The sequence below is a fragment of the Actinacidiphila acidipaludis genome (assembly GCF_019890725.1).
In the GTDB taxonomy this organism is placed as follows: domain Bacteria; phylum Actinomycetota; class Actinomycetes; order Streptomycetales; family Streptomycetaceae; genus Actinacidiphila; species Actinacidiphila acidipaludis.
The window spans coordinates 1-23,919 of sequence record NZ_JAINZZ010000060.1 but is presented as its reverse complement, the minus strand read 5'-3'; the positions used below and the strand labels follow the sequence as shown (position 1 = coordinate 23,919).

20 protein-coding genes are annotated in these 23,919 nt (G+C 73.5%); 10 read left to right on the top strand and 10 right to left on the bottom strand.

Annotation, left to right across the window (positions count from 1 at the left end; translation table 11 throughout):
• Positions 1–382 precede the first annotated feature (382 nt).
• The 5 genes from K7862_RS30840 (at position 383) to K7862_RS30820 (ending at position 5,294) form a co-directional block, all read left to right on the top strand.
• A complete protein-coding gene (locus tag K7862_RS30840) occupies positions 383–919 on the top strand; it encodes an NUDIX hydrolase family protein (RefSeq protein WP_222968127.1) in 537 nt (178 codons plus the stop codon).
• A gap of 298 nt (positions 920–1,217) precedes the next feature.
• Positions 1,218–1,658 carry a MarR family winged helix-turn-helix transcriptional regulator gene (locus K7862_RS30835; RefSeq protein ID WP_222968126.1) on the top strand — a complete coding sequence of 147 codons (441 nt, stop codon included), beginning with the start codon at positions 1,218–1,220 and terminating at the stop codon, positions 1,656–1,658.
• Positions 1,659–1,785: 127 nt separating this feature from the next.
• The gene (locus K7862_RS30830) at positions 1,786–3,591 is read left to right on the top strand and encodes an MFS transporter (RefSeq protein WP_222968125.1); all 1,806 of its coding nucleotides are present in this window, start codon (positions 1,786–1,788) and stop codon (positions 3,589–3,591) included.
• Between the two features lie 38 nt (positions 3,592–3,629).
• Complete coding sequence (locus tag K7862_RS30825; protein WP_262414089.1) at positions 3,630–3,986, top strand: YciI family protein; 357 nt, start codon at positions 3,630–3,632, stop codon at positions 3,984–3,986.
• 9 nt (positions 3,987–3,995) lie between these two features.
• Positions 3,996–5,294, top strand: a complete 1,299-nt coding sequence (locus K7862_RS30820; RefSeq protein WP_308012282.1) for an RNA polymerase sigma factor — start codon at positions 3,996–3,998, stop codon at positions 5,292–5,294.
• Between the two features lie 37 nt (positions 5,295–5,331).
• Here K7862_RS30820 and K7862_RS30815 read toward each other — a convergent pair whose 3' ends face one another.
• Positions 5,332–7,401 (bottom strand): phosphocholine-specific phospholipase C, encoded by a 2,070-nt coding sequence (locus K7862_RS30815; protein ID WP_222968123.1) that lies wholly within the window; start codon positions 7,399–7,401, stop codon positions 5,332–5,334.
• Positions 7,402–7,691: 290 nt separating this feature from the next.
• Positions 7,692–8,201 (bottom strand): hypothetical protein, encoded by a 510-nt coding sequence (locus tag K7862_RS30810; protein ID WP_222968122.1) that lies wholly within the window; start codon positions 8,199–8,201, stop codon positions 7,692–7,694.
• A gap of 240 nt (positions 8,202–8,441) precedes the next feature.
• On the opposite strand from K7862_RS30810, the gene K7862_RS30805 reads away from it, so the two are divergent.
• The gene (locus tag K7862_RS30805; RefSeq protein WP_222968121.1) at positions 8,442–8,669 is read left to right on the top strand and encodes a DUF6296 family protein; all 228 of its coding nucleotides are present in this window, start codon (positions 8,442–8,444) and stop codon (positions 8,667–8,669) included.
• Positions 8,670–8,723: 54 nt separating this feature from the next.
• Here K7862_RS30805 and K7862_RS30800 read toward each other — a convergent pair whose 3' ends face one another.
• The gene (locus tag K7862_RS30800; RefSeq protein WP_222968120.1) at positions 8,724–9,755 is read right to left on the bottom strand and encodes a cation diffusion facilitator family transporter; all 1,032 of its coding nucleotides are present in this window, start codon (positions 9,753–9,755) and stop codon (positions 8,724–8,726) included.
• A 218-nt stretch (positions 9,756–9,973) separates the two neighbouring features.
• On the opposite strand from K7862_RS30800, the gene K7862_RS30795 reads away from it, so the two are divergent.
• Positions 9,974–10,591: a DNA polymerase ligase N-terminal domain-containing protein gene (locus K7862_RS30795; protein WP_222968119.1), complete on the top strand. Its 618-nt coding sequence runs from the start codon at positions 9,974–9,976 to the stop codon at positions 10,589–10,591.
• Entirely contained in the window at positions 10,588–11,505 is a 918-nt protein-coding gene (gene ligD, locus K7862_RS30790; RefSeq protein WP_222968118.1) for a non-homologous end-joining DNA ligase, read from the top strand. Before K7862_RS30795 ends, ligD begins: the two co-directional genes overlap by 4 nt.
• A gap of 45 nt (positions 11,506–11,550) precedes the next feature.
• Here the strand turns inward: ligD and K7862_RS30785 are convergent, their stop codons facing one another.
• The 5 genes from K7862_RS30785 to K7862_RS30765 all read right to left on the bottom strand — a co-directional run bounded on the left by K7862_RS30785 (position 11,551) and on the right by K7862_RS30765 (position 18,791).
• Complete coding sequence (locus tag K7862_RS30785; RefSeq protein WP_222968117.1) at positions 11,551–12,663, bottom strand: carboxylate-amine ligase; 1,113 nt, start codon at positions 12,661–12,663, stop codon at positions 11,551–11,553.
• A 194-nt stretch (positions 12,664–12,857) separates the two neighbouring features.
• Complete coding sequence (locus tag K7862_RS30780) at positions 12,858–15,878, bottom strand: beta-galactosidase (RefSeq protein ID WP_222968116.1); 3,021 nt, start codon at positions 15,876–15,878, stop codon at positions 12,858–12,860.
• Positions 15,879–16,056: 178 nt separating this feature from the next.
• Entirely contained in the window at positions 16,057–17,475 is a 1,419-nt protein-coding gene (locus K7862_RS30775; protein ID WP_262414088.1) for an MFS transporter, read from the bottom strand.
• A gap of 78 nt (positions 17,476–17,553) precedes the next feature.
• On the bottom strand, positions 17,554–17,988 hold the full coding sequence (locus K7862_RS30770; RefSeq protein ID WP_222968115.1) for a hypothetical protein: 435 nt from the start codon (positions 17,986–17,988) through the stop codon (positions 17,554–17,556).
• A complete protein-coding gene (locus K7862_RS30765) occupies positions 17,985–18,791 on the bottom strand; it encodes a helix-turn-helix transcriptional regulator (protein ID WP_262414087.1) in 807 nt (268 codons plus the stop codon). The genes K7862_RS30770 and K7862_RS30765 overlap by 4 nt, the downstream gene beginning before the upstream one ends.
• A 58-nt stretch (positions 18,792–18,849) precedes the next feature.
• On the opposite strand from K7862_RS30765, the gene K7862_RS30760 reads away from it, so the two are divergent.
• On the top strand, positions 18,850–19,308 hold the full coding sequence (locus tag K7862_RS30760) for a cupin domain-containing protein (protein ID WP_222968114.1): 459 nt from the start codon (positions 18,850–18,852) through the stop codon (positions 19,306–19,308).
• Between the two features lie 126 nt (positions 19,309–19,434).
• Positions 19,435–20,295 carry an Fpg/Nei family DNA glycosylase gene (locus K7862_RS30755; protein ID WP_222968112.1) on the top strand — a complete coding sequence of 287 codons (861 nt, stop codon included), beginning with the start codon at positions 19,435–19,437 and terminating at the stop codon, positions 20,293–20,295.
• On the opposite strand, the gene K7862_RS30750 is transcribed toward K7862_RS30755, so the two are convergent.
• Together K7862_RS30750 and K7862_RS30745 are read right to left on the bottom strand one after the other, a co-directional pair.
• Positions 20,292–22,505, bottom strand: coding sequence for an RICIN domain-containing protein (locus K7862_RS30750; RefSeq protein ID WP_222968111.1), 2,214 nt, complete (start codon positions 22,503–22,505; stop codon positions 20,292–20,294). The genes K7862_RS30755 and K7862_RS30750 overlap by 4 nt on opposite strands.
• Positions 22,506–22,788: 283 nt before the next feature.
• Entirely contained in the window at positions 22,789–23,832 is a 1,044-nt protein-coding gene (locus tag K7862_RS30745; protein ID WP_222968110.1) for a polysaccharide deacetylase family protein, read from the bottom strand.
• Positions 23,833–23,919: the final 87 nt, after the last annotated feature.

The window sequence follows — 23,919 nt, the reverse complement described above, 5'->3', positions numbered from 1 at the left end:
TTGTCTGACCACAGATTGCCTCCGCACAGAGTTGTGCCTCGCGCATGGCGGTGCCAGGGGATGGATGGCCTCCCCGATCGACAACGTTGTCTGTCGTGCTGCGGGAGCTGACAACGGTGTCAACCTGCACGAGCGTTGAGTACAACGCGGGGGGTGAGGGTGTGTCAATGGTGGCGGCAGTGAATGGTGTTGGGATCACCCACCCGAGGTGAGGTGCGGCGTCCATTCGGCCGCGACAGCCTGCGACAACGCCCCTCTCGCCCCCGCCCGCTCTTCTCCCCCCACCCCCGAACGGGGGTCCCCCTCTTCCGGGGGCCACACCGGAAACCGCCCCACGCCAGGGAACCTCCCGCCCCCCACCCCACCCACGTACGATCATCGAATGGCTGACATGACCGAAACCACCCCCGGCTGGCTCGCCCCCGACGAACTCGAGATGACGCGGGCCCGCATGCCCATCCTGTACGTCGACGCCGTGCCGGTCCGCGTCGACGACAGCGGCGAGGTGACCCACGTCGGACTGCTGTTGCGCATCGGTCCGGACGGGACGGTCAGCCGGGCCCTGGTCTCGGGCCGGGTGCTCCACCACGAGCGGGTCCGCGACGCCCTGCTCCGGCATCTGGAGAAGGACCTCGGCCCGGTGGCGCTGCCCCGCGTCCCCGCCTCGCTGCAGCCCTTCACCGTCGCCGAGTACTTCCCGACCCAGGGCATCACTCCGTACCACGACCCGCGGCAGCACGCGGTCTCGCTCGCGTACGTGGTCCCCGTGGCCGGTGACTGCATGCCGCGGCAGGACGCCCTGGACCTGGAGTGGTTCACCCCGCAGGAGGCGTCCTCGCCGCATCTGCAGCAGGAGATGCCCGGCGGCCAGGGCTTCCTGCTCAAGCAGGCACTCGCCCACGTGGGGTGCGCCTCGTGACCGCGGGCGGCGGGATCTCGCCGCGTGACGTCCGGGACGACGGCCCGCCCGTCCACCGGGAGCACACGCCGGATCCCGCCGCCGGGCACCTCGCCGCACGCCTCGGCCCCGCCCCGACGGCCGGGGCACGCTCGGCCGCCGCGAGCAGCGGGCCCGGGCCGGATCCCGCCCTCTGACGCTCACCGCCTCCGCCCCGCACCCACACCGCCGGGCCGGGGGCCGCCTTCCCGCGAGCCGGACCGCAAAGGGCCGCTTCCCGGCCATACCATCAGGCAGGTTGATAAGGTAGCTTGACGGTATGAGCACACCGCGGGACGCCGAACACGTCGCCACCACCCTGCTCTCCAGCATCAGCGTGCTGGTGCGCCGCATTCGCCTCCTCACCGCCGAGGGGGAACTGACGATGCCCGAGCGGCGGGCCCTGTCCCTGCTGGACCGGGGCGGTCCGGCCACCTCGGCCGAGCTGGCCCGGCAGGAGCAGATCACCGCGCAGGCCATGGGAGCAACGCTCGGCAGGCTGCAGCGGCAGGACCTCATCTCGCGCAGCGCGGACCCACGGGACGGCCGCCGCGTGGTCCTCACGGTGACCGACGCCGGCCGGGCGGCCCTGAAGCGGCGGCGCAGCGCCCGCAGCGAGCGGCTCACGGCCGCCCTGACCAGCGGCGCCTTCACCGAGGCCGAACTGGAGCAGCTCGCCGCGGCCGCGCCGCTGCTGGAACGGCTCGCCCAGAGCGTGTGACGCACCGCCCCTCCCCGGCACGCAGACCGCCGTCACGGACCGCCCGTCACCCCGGGCCGCGGGGCACGCCCCGGACCGCGGCGCTCCGTCCCGGAGGGACATCCCCCGTCCCCGGAAGGAAGATCCGATGAGCGCTCCTCCCCCGGCCTCCCCGGCGCGCCGAGACGACCGGGCCGGGCCGGGCGGGCAGAACGACCGGTACAAGTGGACGGCGCTGACCAACACCACGGCCGGGGTCTTCATGTCCGCGCTGGACGGCTCGATCGTGCTGAACGCGTTGCCTGCCATCTTCCGGGGCATCCACCTGGATCCGCTGGCGCCGGGCAACATCGCCTTCCTGCTGTGGATGATCATGGGCTACCGGCTGGTGCAGGCCGTGCTGGTGGTCACGGTGGGCCGGCTCGGCGACATGTACGGCCGGGTCCGCATCTACAACGCGGGCTTCGCGGTGTTCAGCGCGGCCTCGGTGCTGCTGTCGTTCGATCCGTTCACCGGCGGACACGGCGCGCTGTGGCTGATCGCGTGGCGGGTCGTCCAGGCCGTCGGCGGGTCAATGCTGACGGCGAACTCGGCGGCGATCCTCACCGACGCGTTCCCACAGGAGCAGCGCGGCTTCGCGCTCGGCATCAACCAGGTCGCCGCGCTGGCGGGGATGTTCATCGGCCTGGTCGCGGGCGGCCTGCTCGCCGCGTGGGACTGGCGGGCGGTGTTCTGGGTCAACGTGCCGGTGGGCGTGTTCTTCACGGTGTGGGCCTACCGCACCCTGCGGGAGACCGGCCGCCGGGGCGGGGGCCGGGTGGACTGGTGGGGCAACATCACGTTCGCGGTCGGGCTGAGCTCGGTGCTGGTCGCGGTGACCTACGGGCTGCAGCCCTACGGCGGCCACAGCATGGGCTGGACGAACCCGCCTGTCATCGCCCTGATCGCCGGCGGGGTGGCGCTCCTGGTGGCGTTCGTGCTGGTGGAGCGGCGGGTGGCGCAGCCGATGCTCCAGCCGGGCCTGTTCCGCAGCCGTGCCTTCACCTTCGGCAATCTCGCGGGCCTGGCGGTGTCCATCGCCCGCGGCGGCATGCAGTTCGTGCTGATCATCTGGCTGCAGGGCATCTGGCTGCCGCTGCACGGCTACGACTACGCCGACACCCCGCTGTGGGCGGGCATCTTCATGCTGCCGCTGACCGCCGGCTTCCTGGCCGCGGGTCCGGTGTCGGGATATCTGTCGGACCGCTTCGGCGCCAGGGGGCTGGCCACCAGCGGCGCGCTGCTGTTCGGCGCGAGCTTCGTCGGCCTGATGCTGCTGCCCATCGACTTCGCCTACTGGGCGTTCGCCCTGCTGATCGCGCTCAACGGCATCGCCAGCGGGATGTTCGCCTCCCCCAACTCCTCGTCGATCATGGGCAGTGTGCCCGCCGGGCTGCGCGGTGTGGCCTCGGGCATGCGGGCGACGTTCCAGAACTCCGGTACGGCCGTGTCCATCGGCGTGTTCTTCTCGCTGATGATCGCCGGTCTGGCGAGCAGCCTTCCGCAGAGCCTGGGCGCCGGTCTCCGGCAGCAGGGCGTGCCCGCGCACGTCGCCGCGCAGGTCGGTTCGCTGCCGCCGGTCTCGTCGCTGTTCGCCGCCCAGCTCGGAGTGAACCCGGTCGACCATCTGCTGCGGCCCACCGGGACGCTGGCCCATCTGACCGCCGCGCAGCGGCAGGCCCTGACCGGTCGTGAGTTCTTCCCCCACCTGATCGCGGGGCCGTTCCACTCCGGCCTGGTGGTGGTGTTCGCCTTCGGCGCCGTTCTCGCCGTGCTGGCCGCGCTGGCCTCGGCGCTCCGCGGTCCCCGCGCCGACGCGCCCGGTGCGCCCGTCCCGCGCCGGGCCGCGACGGACCGCGCGGACTCGTCGTCGCGACCTGTCGATGGGCGGCCCGCCGGTTCGTCGTACGAGTGAGGGCCCGGCGGACGGGCCCGGACGAGAGGATGGACGCCATGGCGAAGTTCCTGATCCTGATCTACGGCGACGAGCAGCGGTGGAACGCGATGTCGCCGCAGGAGCGGACGGAGATCGACGAGGGCCACCGCGCCTTCCAGCAGCGGGCGGGCGCGGCGGTGCTGGCCGCGGGCGAGCTGGAGGAGACCGCGACGGCGACGAGTCTGCGGGCCGGTTCCGGGGGCCGTCCCGCGATCACCGACGGCCCGTTCCTGGAGACGAAGGAAGTGCTCGGCGGTTTCTACGTGATCCAGGCGCGGGACCTGGACGAGGCGATCGCGCTCGCCGGCGGTCTGGCCGAGGTGGCGCACGATCACAGCGGGGTCGAGGTGCGTCCGCTGGTGCAGCACGGGTGACGTGGCGCCGTGTCTGACCCGACCGCGCTCCCGGGTTTCCCCCAGGCCGTCGTGGAGGCCGTCGCGGAGGCCGTCGCGGACGCGCACCGCCGTGACTGGGCCGCGGTACTGGCGGCGACGGTGCGCGTCACGCGCGACCTCGACCTGGCCGAGGAGTGCGCGCAGGACGCGTACGCCCGGGCCCTGCAGACCTGGCCGCGCTCGGGGGTGCCCGCGCGGCCGGGCGCGTGGCTGACCACCGTCGCCGCCAACCGTGCCCGTGACCTGCTGCGCCGCGAGTCGGTGTGGCGGCGGTCGCTGCCGCTGCTGGTCGTGGACGACGCCGTGCCCGGGCCGGGTGACGCGGTGGACGCTCCGGCGATCGCGGACGACCGGCTGCGGCTGGTGTTCACCTGCTGCCATCCGGCCCTGGCGCCGGAGGCGCAGGTGGCGCTGACGCTGCGGCTGGTGTGCGGGCTCTCCACCGCCGAGGTGGCGCACGCGTTCCTCGTGCAGGAGTCGACGATGGCGGCGCGGATCACCCGGGCGAAGAAGAAGATCGCCGCCGCCGCGATCCCGTACCGGGTGCCGGCCCGGGAGGAGCTGCCCGAGCGGGTCGGCGCGGTCTGCGAGGTGGTGCACCTGCTGTTCACCACCGGCCACGCCCCGCCGGGCGGCGACCGGCTGGTGCGCGCCGATCTGGTCGACTGCGCGATCCGGCTGGCGCGCCTGCTGCACCGGCTGCTGCCCGGTGTGCCCGACGTCGGCGGGCTGCTGGCGCTGCTGCTGCTCGTGGACGCCCGGCGCGACGCTCGGGTGTCGGCGTCAGGCTCGCTGGTGCTGCTGGAGGAGCAGGACCGCGGCCGGTGGGACCGCGCCCGGATCGACGAGGGCGTCGGCCTGCTGACGCGTTCGCTGCGGGACCATCCGCCCACCCGGTACACGGTCCAGGCGGCGATCGCGGCGGTGCACGCCGAGGCGCCGTCGTGGGAGGCCACCGACTGGCGGGAGATCGTCGGGCTCTACGACGTGCTGCGCCGGCTGTGGCCCTCCCCCGTGGTGGAGCTGAACCGTGCGGTGGCGGTGGGTCTGTGCGACGGGCCGCGCGCCGGCCTCGACGCGCTGACCCCGCTCCTCGACGACCCCGCGCTGGCGACCTACGGCTACCTCAGCGCCGCGCGCGCCGACTTCCTGCGCCGGCTCGGCCGCTGGTCGCAGGCGTCGACGGCCTACGAGGAGGCGCTGGCGCTCACCGACAACGCCGTCGAACGGGCCTTCCTCGGCCGCCGGCTCGACGAGGTGCTCCGGCGGGCGGCGGAGGACGGCTGACCGCCCGGCCCCGGGACGGGGGCCGGGCGGGGCGGGTTCAGCCCGAGACGGACGCCTGTCCGGTCTCCAGGTGCCCGGTGAAGCGCTGGGACCAGGTGGGGTCGCTGTCGGCGGTGACGGTGAAGTCGTACCAGCCGTCGCAGTAGGCGACGGCGTTGAAGTAGTCGTCGGCCCGGCCGCCGGGCTCGACGGTGTAGGTCCAGGGACCGTCGCTGCGGTAGTGGGTGGCGGTGACGGTGAAGGTCACCGCGCCGGTCCCGGCGTTCTCCATGGCGAACCAGATTGCGAGCTTGCCGGTGCCCTGCTCGACCGCGTACGAGGCGGTGACGGTGAGGTTCTTGCCGGGCTTGGTGGCGTCGCCGCGGAAGCGGCGCAGGAAGCGGTTGGGCCCGACGACGGACAGGTCGTAGAGGCCGGCGCCGAATCCCGTGCCGCAGTTGAAGAAGTCCGTGGTCGTGGCGCCGCCGTCCAGGGTGTACTGCCACGGTCCTCCGGTGCGGTAGGCGTTGGCGTAGGCGGCGAGGTGGACGGCCTGGGCGGCCGGCGTGCCCTGGTTGGCCATCGCGATCCGGGCGAGGATCAGGCCGTTGGCGCCGAACTGGAACGCGGTGAGGGAGGCGTTCGGCTGGTACGGCAGCGCGCGGGCGGGCCGGGTCCCGGCCTCCTGCTGCGGCAGCGCGTTGTTCACCGGCGCCGGGTTGGGCAGCGGGGCGCAGACGGCCAGGCCGATCACGGCCGAGGTGTCCGGCAGGGACGGCAGGCCGTAGACCGGGCTGGTGAAGTCGAACATGCCGGTGAGGTCGCCGCACACCTTGCGGCGCCAGGCGGAGATGCTGGGGCAGGTGGCGGGGGTGCCGAGCGCGGCTGTCCAGCGTTCCAGGAAGCGGATGACGGAGGTGTGGTCGCTGACCTGCGAGTCGACCCAGCCGCCGCGGCTCCAGGGCGAGACGGCGATCAGCGGGACGCGGAAGCCCAGGCCGATGGGCGTGCCGGAGGAGAACTCGTCGGCCGTCCCGGCGGGTGCGACCGGCGGCGGGACGTGGTCGAAGAAGCCGTCGTTCTCGTCGTAGTTGAGGAACAGCACGGTGGAGTCGCGCACGTCGGGATCGGCGGCCAGCGCGTCGATCACCATGTGCACGAAGTGGGCGCCGTCCTGCGGCGTGGCGTAGGGGTGTTCCGAGGAGGCCTGGTCCGAGACCACCCAGGAGACCTGCGGCAGTTTCCCGGCGACGGCGTCGGCGCGGATCGCGGCGGCGATGTCGTCGGGGGTGCGGCCGGTGGTCTTCGGCACCGAGCCCATGCCCTTGACCGCGAGCGCGCTGCCCGCCGGGGCCGAGGTGAACTGGGTGAAGTAGGCGAGGGCGTTGTCGCCGTAGTTGTCGCTCGCGTTCTGGTAGACCTTCCAGCTCACGCCGGCGGCCTCCAGCGCTTCGGCGTAGGTCTTCCAGCGCAGCCCGGACTCGTCGCCGCCGTCGGTGGCGGGCCCGCCCGCGGTGCCCGCGGGGTCGATCATGCCGCTCCACAGATAGGTGCGGTTGGGGCCGGTCGCGCTGAGGACGGAGGAGAAGTAGGCGTCGCAGATCGTCCAGTTGTCGGCGAGCGCGTAGTGGAACGGGAGGTCGGCGCGGGTGAGGTGGCCGAGCGTGCGGAGGTTGCCCTTGGCCGAGACCCACCCGTCGAGCCTGCCGCCGTTCCAGGCCGCGTGCTGGTCGATCCAGGAGTGGGCGAGGTCGCCGCTGCACTGGGCGAGCCGCTCGGGGTCGGCGCCGCCGGCCGGTTTGGTGGCGCTGAGCTGCCACGGGTACTGGCGGCCGCTGCCGTTCGGCTGGTCGAAGACGCTGTGGCCGCCGCTCAGCTGGATGCCGCTGCGGTCGCCGAAGCCGCGGACTCCCTTGAGTGTGCCGAAGTAGTGGTCGAAGCTGCGGTTCTCCTGCATCAGCACGACCACGTGCCGGACGTCGGCGAGGGTGCCGGTCGAGGACGCGGCGGCGGCGCCGGCCGTCCGGGCGCGGGCGGCGGCCACCGGGGCGGTGCCGGCGACCGTCGCCCCGGCCGCGGCGCCCGCCGACAGCGCCATGAATCTCCGTCGGGTGACGTGCTTCTCCATGGATGTCCACTGTCCTTTCCCGCCGTGTACGGGGCGAGCGGGGTGGGGGGCCAGAACATGACGCGTGAACGAACGCGCGGCGATGAGCGGAAGTGCGCGCGATGCAGCAGTATCGCGCACCTCTGGTCACCTGCCTAGCGGTGCATTTCGGACGCCGAGGTCCCCTGGACAGATCGAAGCAGGGTCGTGCGGGCCGGCACACAACGACGCGCCGACCCGGTCGGGCCGGCGCGTCGCCGGTTGCGTGCCCGGAGGAGCGGACGCGTGGCGCCGCCCGGGCGGGAATGGGATCAGTGGCCGAACAGATGCAGGCCGTGCTGCCTGCGACGGGGCGGCTGGTCCTGCGTGGCCCCGGCTGCCGTCCGCTCGCGTTCGGCCGCGAGGTCCGGGCTGCCACCGGGGGCCACGCCCGTGTCGCCGCGTTCGTACTGTTCGTATCCTTCGCTTCCGGCCACCATGGTGTCGGCCTGAGCGGCTTCGTGCTCGGCGTGGATCTGGTCGAGCCGGGCCGCCAGTTCGTCGCGCTCACGGGCGGTCGCCGCCGCCTCACGGCGGGCCGCGTGGAGCTTGCGGCCGTTGCGCCTGCGCATCTTCATGCCGGTCGAGGCCAGCATGACACCGAGGGCGAAGACGAGTGCCAGGGCCAGCCCGGCACAGAAGATCGCCAAGCCGTTCATGACCGCGATCTGGTGGCCCAGCATGGTCACCGTGTGGTTCGCGCCGCCGCCGAGGTTGTCGGCAATGGCGAGCCCGACGAATGCCGCCGTGCACGCCAGGAGCAGCAGGCCCAGGATCAGCATGGATGTCACCTCCGTAGTGCTCTGCTGCCTTTTCGGCTACCCGCGATACGCGACCGCATACGCAGCGCTTCCGCGGACCGCGGTCGCGGGTGGTGCCGGGCCGTTCCGGGCGGCGGCCCCGCGGGGCCGCCGGAGGACGGGGGTTGCCGCGGCGGCCCGGTCGCGGGAGGATCACAACAACCCCGCAGGTCCCCCAGTCGGGTCAGTGGACCGCGGGGGACGCCGAGGAGGCGGACCGCCATGGCGATGGACTACGCGATCACTCTGCCGAGCCGTCCGGGGACCCATGCGCCAGCCGAGGTGATCGTGGTGCACGCGACGTCCGAAGCAGGCCCCGGAGGCCGCGTCTACACCGATGCGGAAGGCCGCTACCGCTTCGTGATCAGCGGCGACAGCGCCGAGCTGCTGGACGGTCCCGGCCCCGAGCGGGCCTGCCACCCCTGCCTGCACGCGGTGCCCGTCCGGTGACGGGCGGCTCGGTGGCCGCCGGACCACCCCCGGAACCGGTACCGTACCCGGGACTCAGCGACCCGCGCCGCGCGCGGCGGCCTCGCGTCCTCGGCGTTCGATGCGGGCGTCGGTGATGTCGAGGAAGACGTGGTCGGCCGACGGCCACTGCTCCTGGACGGCACGGCGGATGCGCAGGCTGACCTCCTCGACGAGCTCGCTGTCCATGCCCCCGACGAGGTCGATGCGCGCCGCCACCAGTGTCGATTCCGTGCCCAGCCGCATGGTGAGCAGTTCCTCGACGGTGTCGATCTCGGGCTGCCGGGCGAGCAGTTTCTCGATCTCCCCGCGGAGCTCGGGATCGACGGCCGCGCCGATCAGCTGGCGGTGCGCGGTGCGGCCCAGGCCGAACGCGACGCCCATCAGCAGCAGCCCGATGGCCATCGACGCGGCGGCCTCGCCCGCGGCGCTCCCGGTGACCAGGTGGACGACCATGCCGGCCGCGGCCAGGACGACGCCGATCACCGCCGTGCCGTCCTCGGCCAGGACGGTGCGCAGCGCCGGGTCCCGCGCGCCCTCCATGATGCTGCCCGCCCCCTGCACGCGGCGGGCCTGGCGCACCGCCTTGAGCAGCGAAACGCCCTCGGCGAGCAGCGCCACCAGCAGCACCGCCAGACCGGCGATGTATCCCGTCGTCGTCTCGTGCTCATTGCCCTGCAGGGCACGTAGCCCCTGGTAGAAGGAGAAGCAGCCGCCCAGCACGAAGATGCCGACGGCCGCCAGCAGGGCCCAGAAGTACCGTTCCATGCCGTAGCCGAACGGGTGCTGGCTGTCGGGCGCACGGCGGCTGCGCCGCAGCGACGTCAGCAGGAAGACCTCGTTGAGGCTGTCGGCCACGGAGTGCGCCGCCTCCGACAGCAGGGCGGGCGATCCGGCGAAGAGACCCGCCACGGTCTTGGCGACGGCGATCAGCAGGTTCGCGCCCAGGGCGACGAGGACCGCGCCCCGGGTGCCCTGGTCGTGGCCGTGCTGCGGCCCGCCCGACGGCGTGCGGCCCTCGTCGGGCCCCTCGTCGTCCTGCGCCTGGCCCGGGTCGCGGTCCGGCATGAATCTCCTCCTCAAACGCCGAGGGCGGGTACGCCGCGGGTGCGGCCGGTGACCGGCCGCCGCCATGGGCCCGGTCCGTTCGTGTCGGGCGTGGGGCGACGGCCTGTGCTGGTTCGGCTACCCGGTCGGCGGCGGGGAAACGCCGTGGCGGGGGCGGGTAGCCGCGGGCCGTGCGGGTAGCCGCAGGGCAGCCGCGGAGCCGTACGAAGGAGGCTGACATGGCCGGAAAGGGCACGCTGTCGGAGTACCACCGGCGACGGGACTTCGCCAGGACCGGCGAGCCACGGGGCGGTGAGCCGGGCGCGGACGCGGAGCAGCCGTCGTTCGTGGTGCAGATCCACGACGCGACCGCGATGCACTTCGACTTCCGGCTGGAGGTGGACGGCGTCCTGAAGTCGTGGGCGGTCCCCAAGGGCCCTTCGAGCGACCCGCAGGAGAAGCGGCTGGCCATGCCGACCGAGGACCACCCGCTGGAGTACCGCGACTTCGAAGGGGTCATCGCCGAGGGTGAGTACGGCGGCGGAACCGTGATCATCTGGGACGAGGGCACGTTCACCAACCTGACCGAGGACCGCAGGCACCGGCCGGTCCCGTTCGCCGAGGCCCTGGCCGACGGGCACGCGTCGTTCTGGCTCGACGGCGGCAAACTGCACGGCGGCTACGCCCTGACGCGTATCCGCACCGACCGCGGCGGCCGCGAGGTGTGGCTGCTGGTCAAGCGTTCCGACCGCCGCGCCTCGCACGCGAAGACGCCCGATCCACGGCGGGCACGCTCGGTCCGCAGCGGGCGGACGCTGCGGCAGATGGCGAACGCCGCCCCGGACGGTGACGCATGAGCGCCCAGGAGAAGACCGTCCGTGCGGGCAACCGCAGCATCGGCATCCACCGCCCCGCCAAGGTCCTGTGGCCCGACGACGGATTCACCAAGTCCGACCTCGCCGACTACTACCGCGAGGTCGCCCGCCGGATGGTCCCGCAGGTCCGCGACCGGCCGCTGATGCTGGAGCGGCACCCGGGCGGGATCGAGGACCACGGGTTCATGCAGAAGGACGTCCCGGACTACTTCCCGGACTGGGTGCACCGGGTGGAGTTGCCCAAGCAGCAGGGCGGCACGGTCACCTACGCGCTGTGCGACGACACGGCGACCCTGATCTACCTCACCGACCAGGCGTGCATCACCCCGCACCGCTTCCTGTCCACGGCCGGGCACCCCGAGCGGCCGGACCGGCTGGTGTTCGACCTCGACCCGCCCGGCCGGGACTTCGCACCGGTCCGGCGCGCCGCCCTGGTGCTGCGCGAACTGCTCGACGATCTCGGGCTGCCGTCGGTGGTGATGACCACCGGCTCGCGTGGTCTGCACGTGATCGTCGCGCTCGACGCCCGGGCCGACTTCGACGAGGTCCGGGCCTTCGCCCGCGACGTCGCCGGCCTGCTGGCCGCGCGGCATCCGGACGAGCTGACCGTCGAGGCGCGCAAGCAGGCCCGCCGCGGCCGGCTCTACCTCGACATCGGGCGCAACGCGTACGCGCAGACCGCCGTCGCGCCCTATGCGGTGCGCGCGCTGCCGGGCGCGCCCGTCGCCGCGCCGATCACATGGGACGACGTGGCAGATCCGGAACTGACGGCCCAGCGGTGGACGATCACCGATGTGGAGGGACTGCTGGCGGACAACCCGTGGGACCACGCCCCGCGCGGCCGTTCCCTCGGACCCGCCCGCAAGCGGCTGGACGCTCTGCTCGAGGAGGCGTGAGGGTCCGGGAGCCCCGGGCCGCCCGCGATCTCGACGCTCGCGCCGTCACCGGCCGGGCCCGCCCGCCGGGTCCGGTGCGATGACGTCGAGCAGCCCTTCGGGGCCGCCCTGGGCCAGGGCGCGGCGCTGGCGTTCCGCGCCGGTCCCCCCGTCCAGCAGGCGTTCCAGACCGGCGGTGACGCGGTCGTGGTCGCCGAGTTCCTTCAGCGAGCCGGAGACATGATCGGTCAGGGCGCTGACCACGTCGGCGGCTGAGGCGGGGGTGCCGTGCCGGGGGTCGACCAGATCGGCGCTCAGGCCGTGACGCGCGGCGTGCCAGCCGGCCGCGTCGAGGATGCTGGCCGGCGGGTCGAGCGGGCGGTGGCCGCGCCGGCCGCCGCGCAGCGCCGTGACCACCAGCGCGCGCACCAGCCCGGCCAGAGTGACCGCGCTCTCGACGTCCAACTGCACGTCGGGGGCGCGGACTTCCAGCGTCGGGTACGTCTCCGACAGGCGGGCGTGCCAGTAGATCTGCTTGCGGTCGGGGATGACGCCGGTGGCGAGCAGCGCCTCCACGCGCTCCTCGTAGACCGCGCCGTCGGCGATGAAGGGCGGGGGCCCGCTGACCGGCCAGCGCCCGAAGACCACCGTGCGCCAGCTGGCGAAGCCGGTGTCGTGGCTCTCCCAGAACGGCGAGTTGGCGCCCAGGGCGACGATCACCGGCAGCCAGGGCCGCAGCAGGCCCAGGGCGGTGGCGCCCGCCGAACGGTCGGGGACGGCCACATGGATGTGCATGCCGCAGATCAGCTGCTCGTCCACCAGCCGGCCGGCGTCGGCGCGCATGTCGCGGTACCGCTGCTTGCGGGTCACCGGAACGGGCTGCGAGGACAGCGGCGCTCCACCGGTGGCGGCCATGCGGCAGCCGGCCAGCCGTGCCGCCTCGGCCACGGCGCGCCGGAACCGCTCCAGATGGCCGGCGATCTCGTCGAGTTCCGAGCACACCGGCGTGGCGACCTCGACGAGCGCCTGCAGCAGTTCGTCGTCGACCTCGTGCCGCCCGAGGCCGGGCTGGTGGTCGGCCGCCGCCCGGACGCGTGCCGCCCTCGGGCTGGCCTGCCCGGACTTCTCGTCGAGGAGCAGGTACTCCTCCTCGACCCCGAAGGTCACCTCCGTCGTCATATTCGTCCTGCTACCCAGGATGGCGTCACGAATGACCCGAATGCGAGGCAATCGCATCCGTGCCGACGCCCTCGGGGCGGCCGCGTCGGCTCGGGGGACGGTGTCCCCGCACGAAGTCACGGCTCTGCGGGCGCGCCGTCGCCGCGCGGGACGTGAGGTCACGCGCGGCGACGGCGCGTCGCCGAATCCGCCGGTCAGCCCGCGGCGGCCCGCGACTCGGCGTAGCCAGGGGCGTCGACCAGGGTCAGCGGCACTCCCCCGGCCGCGATGCCCATCAGCGTGAGCGACACGCCGGCCGGACCGGCGGGTGTCGTGCCGTCGGCGAGGACGGCGAGCGCCAGGGTGTTGGTGCCGCGCGGCCGCAGGATGCCGTTGGGCAGCACGAAGGTGTGCTGCGGTCCGGCGTCGTTGATGTACTGGCCCATGTTCCAGCCGTTGAGGAAGATCTGGACCCGGTAGGCGTGGGCCGGATCGTCGTCCAGGGTCAGGCCCACGGAGCCGTCCACCGCGCGGTCGATGGCGAGGCGGAAGTCGGTGCGGTACCAGGACACGCCCTGCCGCGGCCCGGTCTGGAGGGTGGCGGCCGGTGCCCAGTCGCGATCGGGGAAGCCGGGCAGGTGCCAGCCGGCGCGCTCGCCGTGGAGGCCGCCGGTGTTGAGCGGGCCGCGGGCGGGGTCGCCGGTGGTGCTGCCGCCCTGGACGCGCCAGGTCAGGGCGGAGGTGGCGCCGTCCAGGCGTGCGGAGGTCAGGCCGCGGGCCGACTTGAAGGCGTCGTTGGCGCCGCCGTCCTCCTCGTGGGCCATTCTGCGCACCAGGACGGCCACGGTGTGCCGGCCCGGCCCGGCCAGGTCGCCGGGGACCGGAAGGTCGACGGTCGCCGTCCAGGTCCCCTGCGTGTCCTGGGACTTGGCGGGCACCGGCTGGCGGTGGGTGCCGAGCGGGCGGCCGTCCCACCAGGCCATGAGCAGGCCCTGGGTGCCGCTGGAGTACGACAGGCTGAGCGTTCCGGCGTCGCCGGGACTGTCGACGCGCGCGCGGTACCAGACGTCGCCGTAGTGGAAGCCGTAGTCGTCGGCGAAGAGGACCGGGCTGCCGGCGGGCACCGGTGTGGTGCCGCCGGACGTGGTGAGGTCGCACGCGCGCCACGCGCTGTCGTCGTACGCGGGGTCGGACTCCGGGTTCTCCGGGGCCTGCCGCCAGCCGGTGAGGTCGGGCAGTGTGACGGACGGCGGGCCCGTAAGCGGGTCGCGCGCGAGGAGGCTGCCCGACGCGGTCGGGGTGACCGCGACCCGGCGGGCGTTCCAGAAGACCTCACGGACGGCGGGCTCGGCCCAGACCTCCAGCGGGCAGTCCTGCGTGGTGTCGCCGGTGAGCCGCAGCACCGCGCCCTCGCGTTCCGCCGTCCTGACCAGGGGCGGCCCGCTGACCAGGACTGGTTCACCCGCGGCGGTCAGCAAGCGCAGCACGGCGGACGCGTCGTCGTCCGCGAAGAGCAGCAGCAGCGGCTCCTCGGCGCCGCCACCGGTGACCAGAACGCGGGTCAGACCGCCGAGGACGGTGTTGATCCGCAGGGTACCGGTGGCCGCGTCGTGGACGGTGTCGGCGCTGCCGCCGAGAACGGTCACCGTGGGATCGGCGTCGACGGCCAGGACCGCCTCGGCCGGGTCGCCGGGGCGGCCGGTGAGGACGGCCACGTCCCGCCGGGCGCCTGCCGCGCGCAGCATGGGCTGTGCGGTCGTGTAGCGCAACGTGCGCCGTCCCAGGGACAGTTCGGTGGCCACGATCTTCATGTCCTTGGCGCCGACACGCAGGCCGCCCGGCGCGGCGGGCACGGTGACGGTACCCGCCGCGGTGACCACCGGCAGGGTGCAGGTCGCGTCGGCGGAGGTGTCGTTGCGCAGGAAGTAGACGTGGGCGCCGGTCTCGGCGGCGGTCAGGTGGTAGACGCGCACCGCGGTGCTCGACGCGGCGGCGTCAGCCGCGCGGTCGAGGGCGGCGAAGTCCGGAAAGGTCGCGAGCATGGTGCCGGTCTGGCGCATCGGCACGACCTTGGAGGTGGCGTTGCGGGCCTCGTCGATGGCCGCGCCGTAGTCGTAGGAGGTGTAGACGACCGGTGCGGGAAGCCAGCCCCAGGAGGTGCCGCCGAAGGTCATGTAGACGTTGTGGATCTTGATGCCGTTGGCGAGGTTGGTGAGGTAGAAGCGGCGCTCGTACGCGGCGTCGCGGGTGCGGCGCGACTCGGCGTAGCCCTTGCCGCCGAACTCCGCGCCGCCCCACGGGTCGAACCAGCCGCCGCCGAACTCCGCGCCGCCCCACGGGTCGAACCAGCCGCCGCCGAACTCGGCCATCAGACCGGGGGTCTGCGGGCTGGCGGTGGCGCCTCCCTTGGCGCCACCGGAGCCGAAGTACCCCCAGTCCGGCGGGGCTCCGGTCGGCGAGGGGTACCCGTCGAAGCCGTAGAGGTAACGCCCCTGCTCGCCGCCGGTGTCGAAGCTGCCGGGGATCCAGTAGCCGTTGCGGCCCTTGTCGTTGTGGAACAGCGGGACGTCGATGCCGTCGGCGCGCGCCTTCGCGTACAGGTGCGCCATGTACTGCTGGCCGACCGGGTCGGCGGTGTGCGAGGCGTACTCGTTCTCCAGCTGGTAGAGCACGACGCTGCCGCCGCCGTCGGTGTGCAGGTGCCGGGCGATGACCGCGTTCACGGCGCTGAGCCACTCGTCGACGTGCCCCAGGTAGGTGGGGTCGTTGCTGCGGGCCCGGCCGGGGGTGGTGGTGAGCCAGCCGGGGTAACCGCCGGCGTCCACCTCGGCGTTGATGTAGGGGCCGGGACGGGCGATGACGTACAGACCGGCGTCGGCGGCCATCCGCAGGAACAGCCCGAGGTCACGGACACCGGTGAAGTCGTACCGGCCGGGCGCGGGTGAGTGGTAGTTCCAGGAGGCGTAGATGCTGACGGCGTTGTAGCCGTTGGCACGCATCTTCTGCAGGACGTCGAGCCACAGCGAGGGGCTCGGCAGCCGGAAGGGGTGCACCTCGCCGGACCACAGCGGGACCCGGCGGCCGTCGATGATCAGCGAGTAGCGGTCGAAGGTGACGGTGCCGGCGGACGGCGGCCCGGCGGGCGGCGGTGCCGCCGCGGCGGCTCCGGCGGGCAGGGCGAGCGAGAACAGGGCGGAGCCGGTGAGGGCTCCGAAGGCACGACGAGACAGTTCCACTGCGGTCCCCTTGAGCGGATGCGGCCGTGGGCGGCCGGTGCGACCGATGTGACACCCAAGCGAATGTCGGACGTGACGTTCGAATGTGTCGAAGATTGTTGGAACGTGAGCGTGTGAACGCTAACGTCAGCGTGATCGCACGTCAATGCCCGTGCATGCACGAAGGGGCCCGTACTCGTCAGGGCTTCCGCTCGTCCGGCGGGGGCGCGCCGGGAAGCAGGGCGGCGACGAGCGCGGCGGCGGCGAGATAGAGGACCGCGCTGCCGAGGGCGAGCACATGGAAGCCGCGGACGAAGTGCCCGCCGCTTCCCGGCTGTCCGGCCACGGCGCCCGCCACCGCGATCCCGACCGCGCCGCCGGTCTGACGCGCGGTGTTGCTGATCGCCGATGCCAGTCCGGCCCGCTCCCCCGGCACCGCGGCGACGGCCGCCGCGACCACGGCGGGCGTCAGCAGGCCCATGCCCGCGCCCCACAGCAGGAACGCGGGCAGCAGCACCAGCCATCCCGAACCCGGTTCCGCCCGGGCCAGCAGGGCGAGTCCCACCGCGGCGACGGCGAGCCCCGCCGTCCCCGGCAGCCGTGCGCCGAGCCGGCTCGTCATCCGGCCGCCCAGCGGCGCGACGACCGCCAGCGGGAGGAAGAGCGGCAGGATGAGCACGCCTGCGGCCAGCGGCGAGTGGTGCTGGACCGACTGCAGGAACAGCATCAGCACGAACAACAGCCCCAGGGTGCAGAGGTTCATCACCCCGGCGGCGGTGTTGGCCGCCCCGAAGACAGGACGCCGCAGCAGGGCCGGCGGCAGCATCGCCTCGTCGCCGGCCCGCCGCTCGGTCACCACGAGCGCGCCGAGCAGCACCACCGCCGCGATCGCGGCGCCGATCACCACGGGCGAGCCGACACCCGACCGGCCGGCCTGGACGAACGCGAAGACCGTGGCGAGCAGGGCCCCGCAGCCGAACAGCAGTCCCGGGACGTCGAACCGCCCGGCGCGCGGTTCGCGGCTCTCCCGGACGGTGAGGACGACGGCGCCGAGGGACAGCAGCACGATGGGCACGTTGAGCAGGAAGATCGCCCGCCAGCCGAATCCGGAGATCAGCACGCCGCCCAGCAGCGGTCCCGCGGGGAGGGCGAGGCTGCCGATGCCCGCCCAGACGCCGATCGCCCGTGCCTGTTCGGCCTCGTCGGCGTACGCGTGGCTGATGATCGCCAGGGTCCCGGGCAGCAGGAGCGCCGCGCCGACACCCTGCACGGCCCGGGCGGCGACGAGGGAGCCCACGTCGGGTGCGAGTCCGCAGGCCAGCGACCCGACGCCGAAGACGGCCAGGCCGGCGAGCACCACCCGGCGGTGACCCAGCAGGTCGCCGACGGTCCCGCTGGCCAGCATGAGCGAGGCCAGGGCCAGGGCGTAGGCGTCCACCGTCCACTGCAGGCCGCTGACGCCCGCGCCGAGCGAGGACCCGATGCGCGGCAGCGCCACGTTGACGACGGTCACGTCCAGCAGCACCAGGAAGTAGCCGACGCACATCACGACCAGGACGGTGTTCGGCGAGGCGCCGCCGGCCCCGGGCCGGGGCGCCGCCTGCCGCAGTCTCGTCATCAACCCGTTGGCCATGCCCGGCCCCCTACCCAGAGGGCCACCGGGGATGCGCCGGACGGCGGGCCCCGAACGCCCCGCCTACCGGGCCAGGAGCACGCAGCCCAGCGCGATCAGCGCGGCGACCTTCACGATCTCCAGGCCCACGTAGAAGAGGTGGACGCTGGAGCGGTGCTCGGCGGGGTCCTCACCGGCCAGCACCGCGTCGGACCGCCGGTTGAGGGGCGGACGGACGGCGACCAGTTGCACCACGAGCACCGCCGCGGCGACGGCGGTGAGGGCGACGGCGGCCGCCGTCGGGCCGGCGGTGGCCACGAGGGCGATCACGACGACCGCGAAGACCGCCTCGACGAGATTGAGCGCCCGGAACACCAGGCGTCCGATCCCCAGCCCGATGGGGATCGTCACTCCGGGCGCGCGGAACTTCAGCGGTGCCTCCAGGAACGAGATGGCCAGCACCATGCCGAGCCAGACGAAGGTGACGGCGCCGGCCGCCGCCGCTGAGGTGGTGTTCATCGCTGGGGTGTCTCTCCGTCCGAGGGGGTACTGCGTTCGGGCGACCGCTCGCGTCGCGGGGTCGGCCGGGTCAGGTGGGCCAGGCAGGCGCCGGGCTCGGCGAACGGCTCCAGCCGGGTGGCCGCCACGGGTGCCCCCAGCTCGGCGAGCGCGCCCTGCATCAGGCCCAGATGCAGCGGGCACACGATCCGCCCGTACTCCTCGGCGAGCTCGAGGAACGGGCAGTGGCGCAGCCGGATCGGGTCGGCCGCCGCGGCCTGCGGCTCGGGGTCGAACCCGAGGTCGGCGAGCATGGCGGTGAGCCGCTCGACGGCGTCGTCTGCGGTCGGCTTCCGCGAGGGCGGCAAGCGTTCGACGAGGTGACGGCCCCAGCCGCGACCGGTCGCGGTGACGGCGGCGGTCTCGGCTCGGGACGGCTCCCGGGCATCGGCAGCGGAACCCGCGTCGCCGTTCCCGGCGGGCGCGGCCAGGTGACTGAGCAGCATGCGGGCGAGCAGGCGGTAGCTCCGCGCTCCCCCGCGGTCCATGCCGCCGCGCGCGGCGTAGACCGTCCGGGGCCGGCCCGGTCCGGAGGGCTCCTCCAGAATCCGCTCGACGTGGCCGTCCGCGACGAGCGCGTCGAGGTGGAAGCGCACGGTGTTGGGGTGGACGGCGAGACGTTCGGCGACCTCCACGACGCCCTGCGGAGCGGCGGCCGCACGCAGCACGTCGAGCACGGCGCGGCGGCGCGGGGTCAGCCCGGCGGCGCCGGGGTCGGTGGCGTCGTCGCGCGGTGAAGGGGCCGGGCCGGCGGCGCGAGCCATGATCCGCCTCCTCACCTCCGGGGAATTTCTCCAAATACTACCTGTCATAATTAAGGGCATGACCTCGCCCTCCGAGACCCCCGACGGCGCGACCGGCACCGCACCGGCTCCCCATCTGCTGTGCGACGTGCAGGCCCTGGCCGGGGAGCTGCCGGCACCCGCGGGCGCGATGTGGCGGCTCGCCGAGTCCGGGCGACAGCTGGACGCCAACGTCGTCCATCTGCCGCCGGGCGGGCATGTGGCCGACCACCGCGAGCCGGACCTCGACGTGCTGCTGCTCGTCGTCGCGGGCAGCGGCACACTGGGCACACCGGACGGCGCGGACCAGGCGCTCACCGCGGGAGCCCTCCTGTGGCTTCCCCACGGCTCGACCCGCCGGATCGACGCCGGGCCCGAGGGCCTGTCCTATCTGACCGTCCACCGCCGGCGGCCCGGCCTGCGGATCGGGCGCCGCGTGCCGGACGGAGCACCGGGCTCCGCCGCGCGTACCCCGCCGGCGTCCGGGAAGACGACCTGACGGCAGGCCCCGGGGCCGCGGCCGTCATGTGAGAGGTGGGCGTCATGCCCAGAGGTTCGATCACCGGGTGGCGACACCCGTCCCTGTCCTGCGCGCCGCCGGGCCGGTCGCCCGGCGCCTGAGGCCATGCCCGAACTGCCGGACGTCGAGGGGTTCCGGGACGTCCTGGACTCGTGCGGGACCGGCCGCCGCGTCGAGAAGGTCGAGGTGGCGGACGCGGGGGTGCTGCGCGGCGTGAGCGCCGCCCGGTTGCGCCGGGCCCTGGAGGGCCGGCGGCTGGCCGCGCCCGAACGGCGGGGCAAGTACCTGATCCTGCGTACCGACGGTGACGCGGCCGTGCTCCTCCACTTCGGCATGACCGGCCGGCTCCTGTGCTGCTCGCCCGGCGAGCCCGCGCACCGGTACGACCGGGTCCGCTTCGGCCTGACCGGCGGCCGGGACCTGCGGTACCAGGACCAGCGCAAGCTGCAGGGCCTGCGGCTCGCCGACGACGAGGCGGCGGTGGAGCGGGCGCTCGCCGGACAGGGGCCGGATGCGCTGTCCCTGGACCGCGAGCCGTTCCTGGACCTGCTGGCCGGACGCCGGGCCCGGATCAAGACGGTGCTGATGGACCAGTCCGTGCTCGCCGGACTCGGCAACCTGCTGGCCGACGAGATCCTGTGGCGGGCCCGCGTCCATCCGGCGCGCCCGGCGGACCGGCTGTCCGCCGAGGAGGGCCGGCACCTCTACGGCGCGATGCGGCAGGTCCTGCGGCTCTCGGTGCGGGCCGGCCGCGTCCCCGGCCGTCCGTCGTGGCTGACCGGGCACCGCGAGGGCCGCGAGCGTACCTGTCCGCGCTGTTCCACCTCCCTGGGCAGCATCCGCGTCTCCGGCCGTACGACGGTGTTCTGCCCCCACTGCCAACCGCGCCAGGTCGGGCCGACGGCGAGGCGCCCCCGGCGGGCAGGGGGCGACCCGCCGGGGGCTTCACACCGGCGGAACGGCTAGGCGATCGTCCAGTGCTGCAGCGCCGAGCCGGTGTCCGCCTGCTGGGTGACCAGGGCGCCGTCGCTGCCGGAGGCGGTGGTCAGCAGCAGGCCGCTCTTGACGGAGGCGAGGGTGTACGTGCCGTCGGGCCGGGGGGAGGCCTTCCAGCGCTGGTTGGCGCCCCCGGTGCAGGTCCACTGGATGACCGCGGCACCCGCGCCGGTGGAGCCCCCGTCCACGTCCGCGCACAGTCCGGACTCGCCGTTGGTGAGCTGGTAGGAGCCGTCGGCCTGCTGGGTGAACGTCCAGGTCTGGTTCGGCCCGCCGTTGGGACCCCAGGTGATGAGCTGGGTGCCGGCGGTCGTGCTGTGGCCCGGGTCGTCGAGTGCCTTGCCCGAATCGGTGAGGGCGTGGGCTCCGTCGAGCGAACCGCCGGAGGTGCCGACCGGAGTGATGCTCAGGGTCTGCTCGGACGCGGTGCGCCCGGCGCCGACGCCGCTGCCGCTGGTGTCGGTCCAGGCCCGGGTGGGCGTGGTCTCGGCGAGGCGGCCGGCGGCCCCGGACAGCCCGATCACCAGACCGCTGTAACGGTTGACGAGCCGGTAGGTCCCGGTCGCGGTGCCGTCGGCGACCGAGGTGCCGGGGATGACGAACCACTGCTGGCCGACAGAGGGTCCTCCGGTGCCGGCCGCCGTGGCGGTGGGTGCGGTGCCCCAGGCCCGGCGGCTGGTGGAGGTGGAGTCGACACCGAGCAACTGCCCGGTGGAGGCGTTGGCGACGCGATACGAGCCGTCACCGATCGCGGCGAACGTCCAGGCGTCGAGTCCGGTCCCGCTCGCGGCCGCCAGGGAGGTGGTGGCGGACGATCCCGGGACCTGCGCGAGGACGCGGCCGTTCCCGGCGGCGACGCGGTAGGTCCTGGCCGGGTCGAAGGGCGCCGCGGGAGGAGCGGACGAGCCGATGGTGAGGTCGACGTACTCCGAGGAGGAGGTCCCCGAGCACCCGAACGAGCAGTAGGAGCGGAAGGACTTGCCGACGATCGTGGAGCTCGTCCGGTTCACTCCGTCCAGGAACCAGCGGTACCAGGAGGCGTCGGTGTAGCCGCCGGTGTCACCGATCAGCGTCCACTTCTGGGTGGCGAGGTTGTCGGTGGCGTAGAACTGCTGCGGGGCGCCGCCCGACTGGTCGACGGCCTGCGGCTCGCCGATGTAGAGCCCGAGGTAGGCGTCGTAGGTGACGTCCATGACGAACAGCGGTGACGTGGGCGGGGCCGTGCCCGCCGCCACCTGCTGGTCGGTGGTCCCGGTGGTCGCCGGGCTGTACTCCTTCGACGTCGGCGTGTAGCCCGTCGTGTCGCCCGGGGTGACCGGCACGACGTTGCTCTCCCTGCCGCCGACGCCCGGCTGCGACCACGAACCGCCGTACCACTTCTGCCAGGAGCCGGTCGCCATCTTCGACGACAGCGGCGCCCGGGCCACGTGCTCGTAGAACGCCTTCCAGCCGCCGTTCTTGTCGATCACGCGCGAGCCGTAATACACGTAGAAGTAGCCGGAGGCGGTGTCGACGAACAGCCGCTGGTCGCCGTCCCCGTAGGAGTAGGTCTGGTTGGGGAACGCGGCCGTGTCCCCGCGCCTGGTGCTGTACGGCGACGTGAGGGCGTGCCCCTTGATGGTCCAGGTCCTGCCCTGGTCCTTGGACACCGCGTAGTCGATCGCGTCGAAGTGGACGCCGTCGCCGAAGGGTTGCGGGGTGAACTCGTTGTGCACCAGCCCGTACCAGTCGCCCGTGTCGGGGTCGACCCACACACCGGCCAGGTCGCAGTAGTTCCGCTGGGAGTAGCCGGATCCGGCGGGGGCGGCGGTCGCCTCCACGCCGGTGGGGCTGTTGTTGCAGAACACCGTCGTGTCCGCGTTGGTGCCGGCGTTGCCGATCGCGGTCGAGCGGGTGGCCGTGTCGAACGTGGTGCCGGTGAAGAAGCTCCACTGGCGGCTGTCGCTCGCGCCGTACAGGGAGTGGGACTGCTGGTAGTAGAACGTGCCGTCCTTGTCGATGTACGCGGCGGCCGGGGTGTCGTCGGGGCTGGACCAGGTCCCCTTCGCGCCGACCGTGACGGTGTAGGCGCGGGCCGCGGCGGCGGCCGGCGCGACGGAGACGGTGGCAGGGCCGCCGGCGGTGAGGGCCAGCACCGCCGCGGCGACGGCGCCGAAGAGTCTTGCCCGAGGAGCTGACACGAGTACTCCTTGACGTGGGGGGCGAACGAGTCAGCCGGAACTATGGCAGAGGTTGTTATCGATGCCAAGAGTGCGGGGAACGAAGTACGGCTGAGCTTGTGTGCGTTGCCCGCCCATGCTGCGCCGTCACGGTTCGGTCTGGCGTGCTTGTCCGATGCTCCGTCCGTCTCGTCATGGCATCGGTAACATCACCAGGTGGCCGGGAACGCCAAGGGCGCGGCGGCCGAACGGCCGCCGCGCCCGCGGGGAGGTACGGGGTGCGGGGGTTGCTACGGATGAGGCGTCAGCTCGTACTGCAGGAGACCGTGGGCCAGGTCCAGCTGCCGTTGGTCTGGATGGTCACGCCCCAGTTGTCGCCACTGCCGTTGGGCTTGGCCACCAGCACCTGAGCGCTCGGCCAACTGGCACTGATGTTCCAGGTCGCGATGATCTTCTCCGGCGACGGCACGTTCATCGTCACCGTCCAGTTGCCCGAACCCGCGACCGCGACATTGAGGTTGTACCGGTCGCTCCACGACTGGCCGGCGGAGAGCGTCGCGGTGCAGCCACCGCCTCCGCCGCCGCCCGTGGTACCGCCGGTGGTTCCCCCGGTGCCGCCTCCGGTGGTGCCGCCGGTCCCGCCGCCCGTGCCGCCGCCGTCGGTGGGGGCGACGGCCCGGCCGGTCTGCGGGGAGATCATGCCGGCGCACAGGCCCTTGCCCGCCAGCATCTGCGCGATACGCGGGATCGCGGCGAGGGTGTTCGCCGGCCACTCGTGCATCAGGATGATCTGCCCGTTGGTGAGCCGGGAGTTGGCCTGCACGATCGCGTCCGTGGAGGCGCCGTTCCAGTCCTGGGAGTCGACGTCCCAGATGATCTCGGTCAGGCCGTACTTGGCCTCGACCGACTTCAGGGTGGCGTTGGTCTCGCCGTAGGGCGGCCGGAACAGCCGGGGCGTCCCGCCACCGGCGTTGGCGATGGCCTGCTGGGTCTGGCCGACCTCGGAATCGATCTGGGACTGACTCTCCTGGATGAGGTGGGGATGGGTGTAGCTGTGGTTGCCGACCCACATGCCGGCGGCGATCTCGGCCCGCACCTGGGCCGGGTAGGAAGCGGCGTACTGGCCCTCGTTGAACATGGTGGCCCGCAGGCCGTTCTGCTTGAGGGCGTTGAGGACGGCCGGCGTGTGATCGTTGGAGGGGCCGTCGTCGAAGGTCAGTCCGACGTAGCCGTTGCAGGTGGCGGCGTGGGACGCGGTGGCGTTCACGCCGCCGTAGGCCAGGGTGCCGGCCAGGGCGAGCGCGGCGGCGACGATGCCTGTCGCCAGCGAGTGAAGGGGCCGAGTCATCGGCGGACCTCTGCTTCTGGGGATCGTGGGGGTGGGGGGACGGGCGGAGCCGTGTGTCCGCCTGGAGGGATCGCGCGGGAAACGGGT

Coding starts and splice junctions, on each gene's coding strand:
- K7862_RS30800 (WP_222968120.1), bottom strand. CDS start 9,755: ATGCCGGACCGCGACCCGGGCCAGGCGCAGGACGACGAGGGGCCCGAC.
- K7862_RS30840 (WP_222968127.1), top strand. CDS start 383: ATGGCTGACATGACCGAAACCACCCCCGGCTGGCTCGCCCCCGACGAA.
- K7862_RS30755 (WP_222968112.1), top strand. CDS start 19,435: ATGCCCGAACTGCCGGACGTCGAGGGGTTCCGGGACGTCCTGGACTCG.
- K7862_RS30825 (WP_262414089.1), top strand. CDS start 3,630: ATGGCGAAGTTCCTGATCCTGATCTACGGCGACGAGCAGCGGTGGAAC.
- K7862_RS30765 (WP_262414087.1), bottom strand. CDS start 18,791: ATGGCTCGCGCCGCCGGCCCGGCCCCTTCACCGCGCGACGACGCCACC.
- K7862_RS30830 (WP_222968125.1), top strand. CDS start 1,786: ATGAGCGCTCCTCCCCCGGCCTCCCCGGCGCGCCGAGACGACCGGGCC.
- ligD (WP_222968118.1), top strand. CDS start 10,588: ATGAGCGCCCAGGAGAAGACCGTCCGTGCGGGCAACCGCAGCATCGGC.
- K7862_RS30745 (WP_222968110.1), bottom strand. CDS start 23,832: ATGACTCGGCCCCTTCACTCGCTGGCGACAGGCATCGTCGCCGCCGCG.
- K7862_RS30775 (WP_262414088.1), bottom strand. CDS start 17,475: ATGACGAGACTGCGGCAGGCGGCGCCCCGGCCCGGGGCCGGCGGCGCC.
- K7862_RS30760 (WP_222968114.1), top strand. CDS start 18,850: ATGACCTCGCCCTCCGAGACCCCCGACGGCGCGACCGGCACCGCACCG.
- K7862_RS30795 (WP_222968119.1), top strand. CDS start 9,974: ATGGCCGGAAAGGGCACGCTGTCGGAGTACCACCGGCGACGGGACTTC.
- K7862_RS30815 (WP_222968123.1), bottom strand. CDS start 7,401: ATGGAGAAGCACGTCACCCGACGGAGATTCATGGCGCTGTCGGCGGGC.
- K7862_RS30810 (WP_222968122.1), bottom strand. CDS start 8,201: ATGCTGATCCTGGGCCTGCTGCTCCTGGCGTGCACGGCGGCATTCGTC.
- K7862_RS30770 (WP_222968115.1), bottom strand. CDS start 17,988: ATGAACACCACCTCAGCGGCGGCGGCCGGCGCCGTCACCTTCGTCTGG.
- K7862_RS30835 (WP_222968126.1), top strand. CDS start 1,218: ATGAGCACACCGCGGGACGCCGAACACGTCGCCACCACCCTGCTCTCC.
- K7862_RS30805 (WP_222968121.1), top strand. CDS start 8,442: ATGGCGATGGACTACGCGATCACTCTGCCGAGCCGTCCGGGGACCCAT.
- K7862_RS30785 (WP_222968117.1), bottom strand. CDS start 12,663: ATGACGACGGAGGTGACCTTCGGGGTCGAGGAGGAGTACCTGCTCCTC.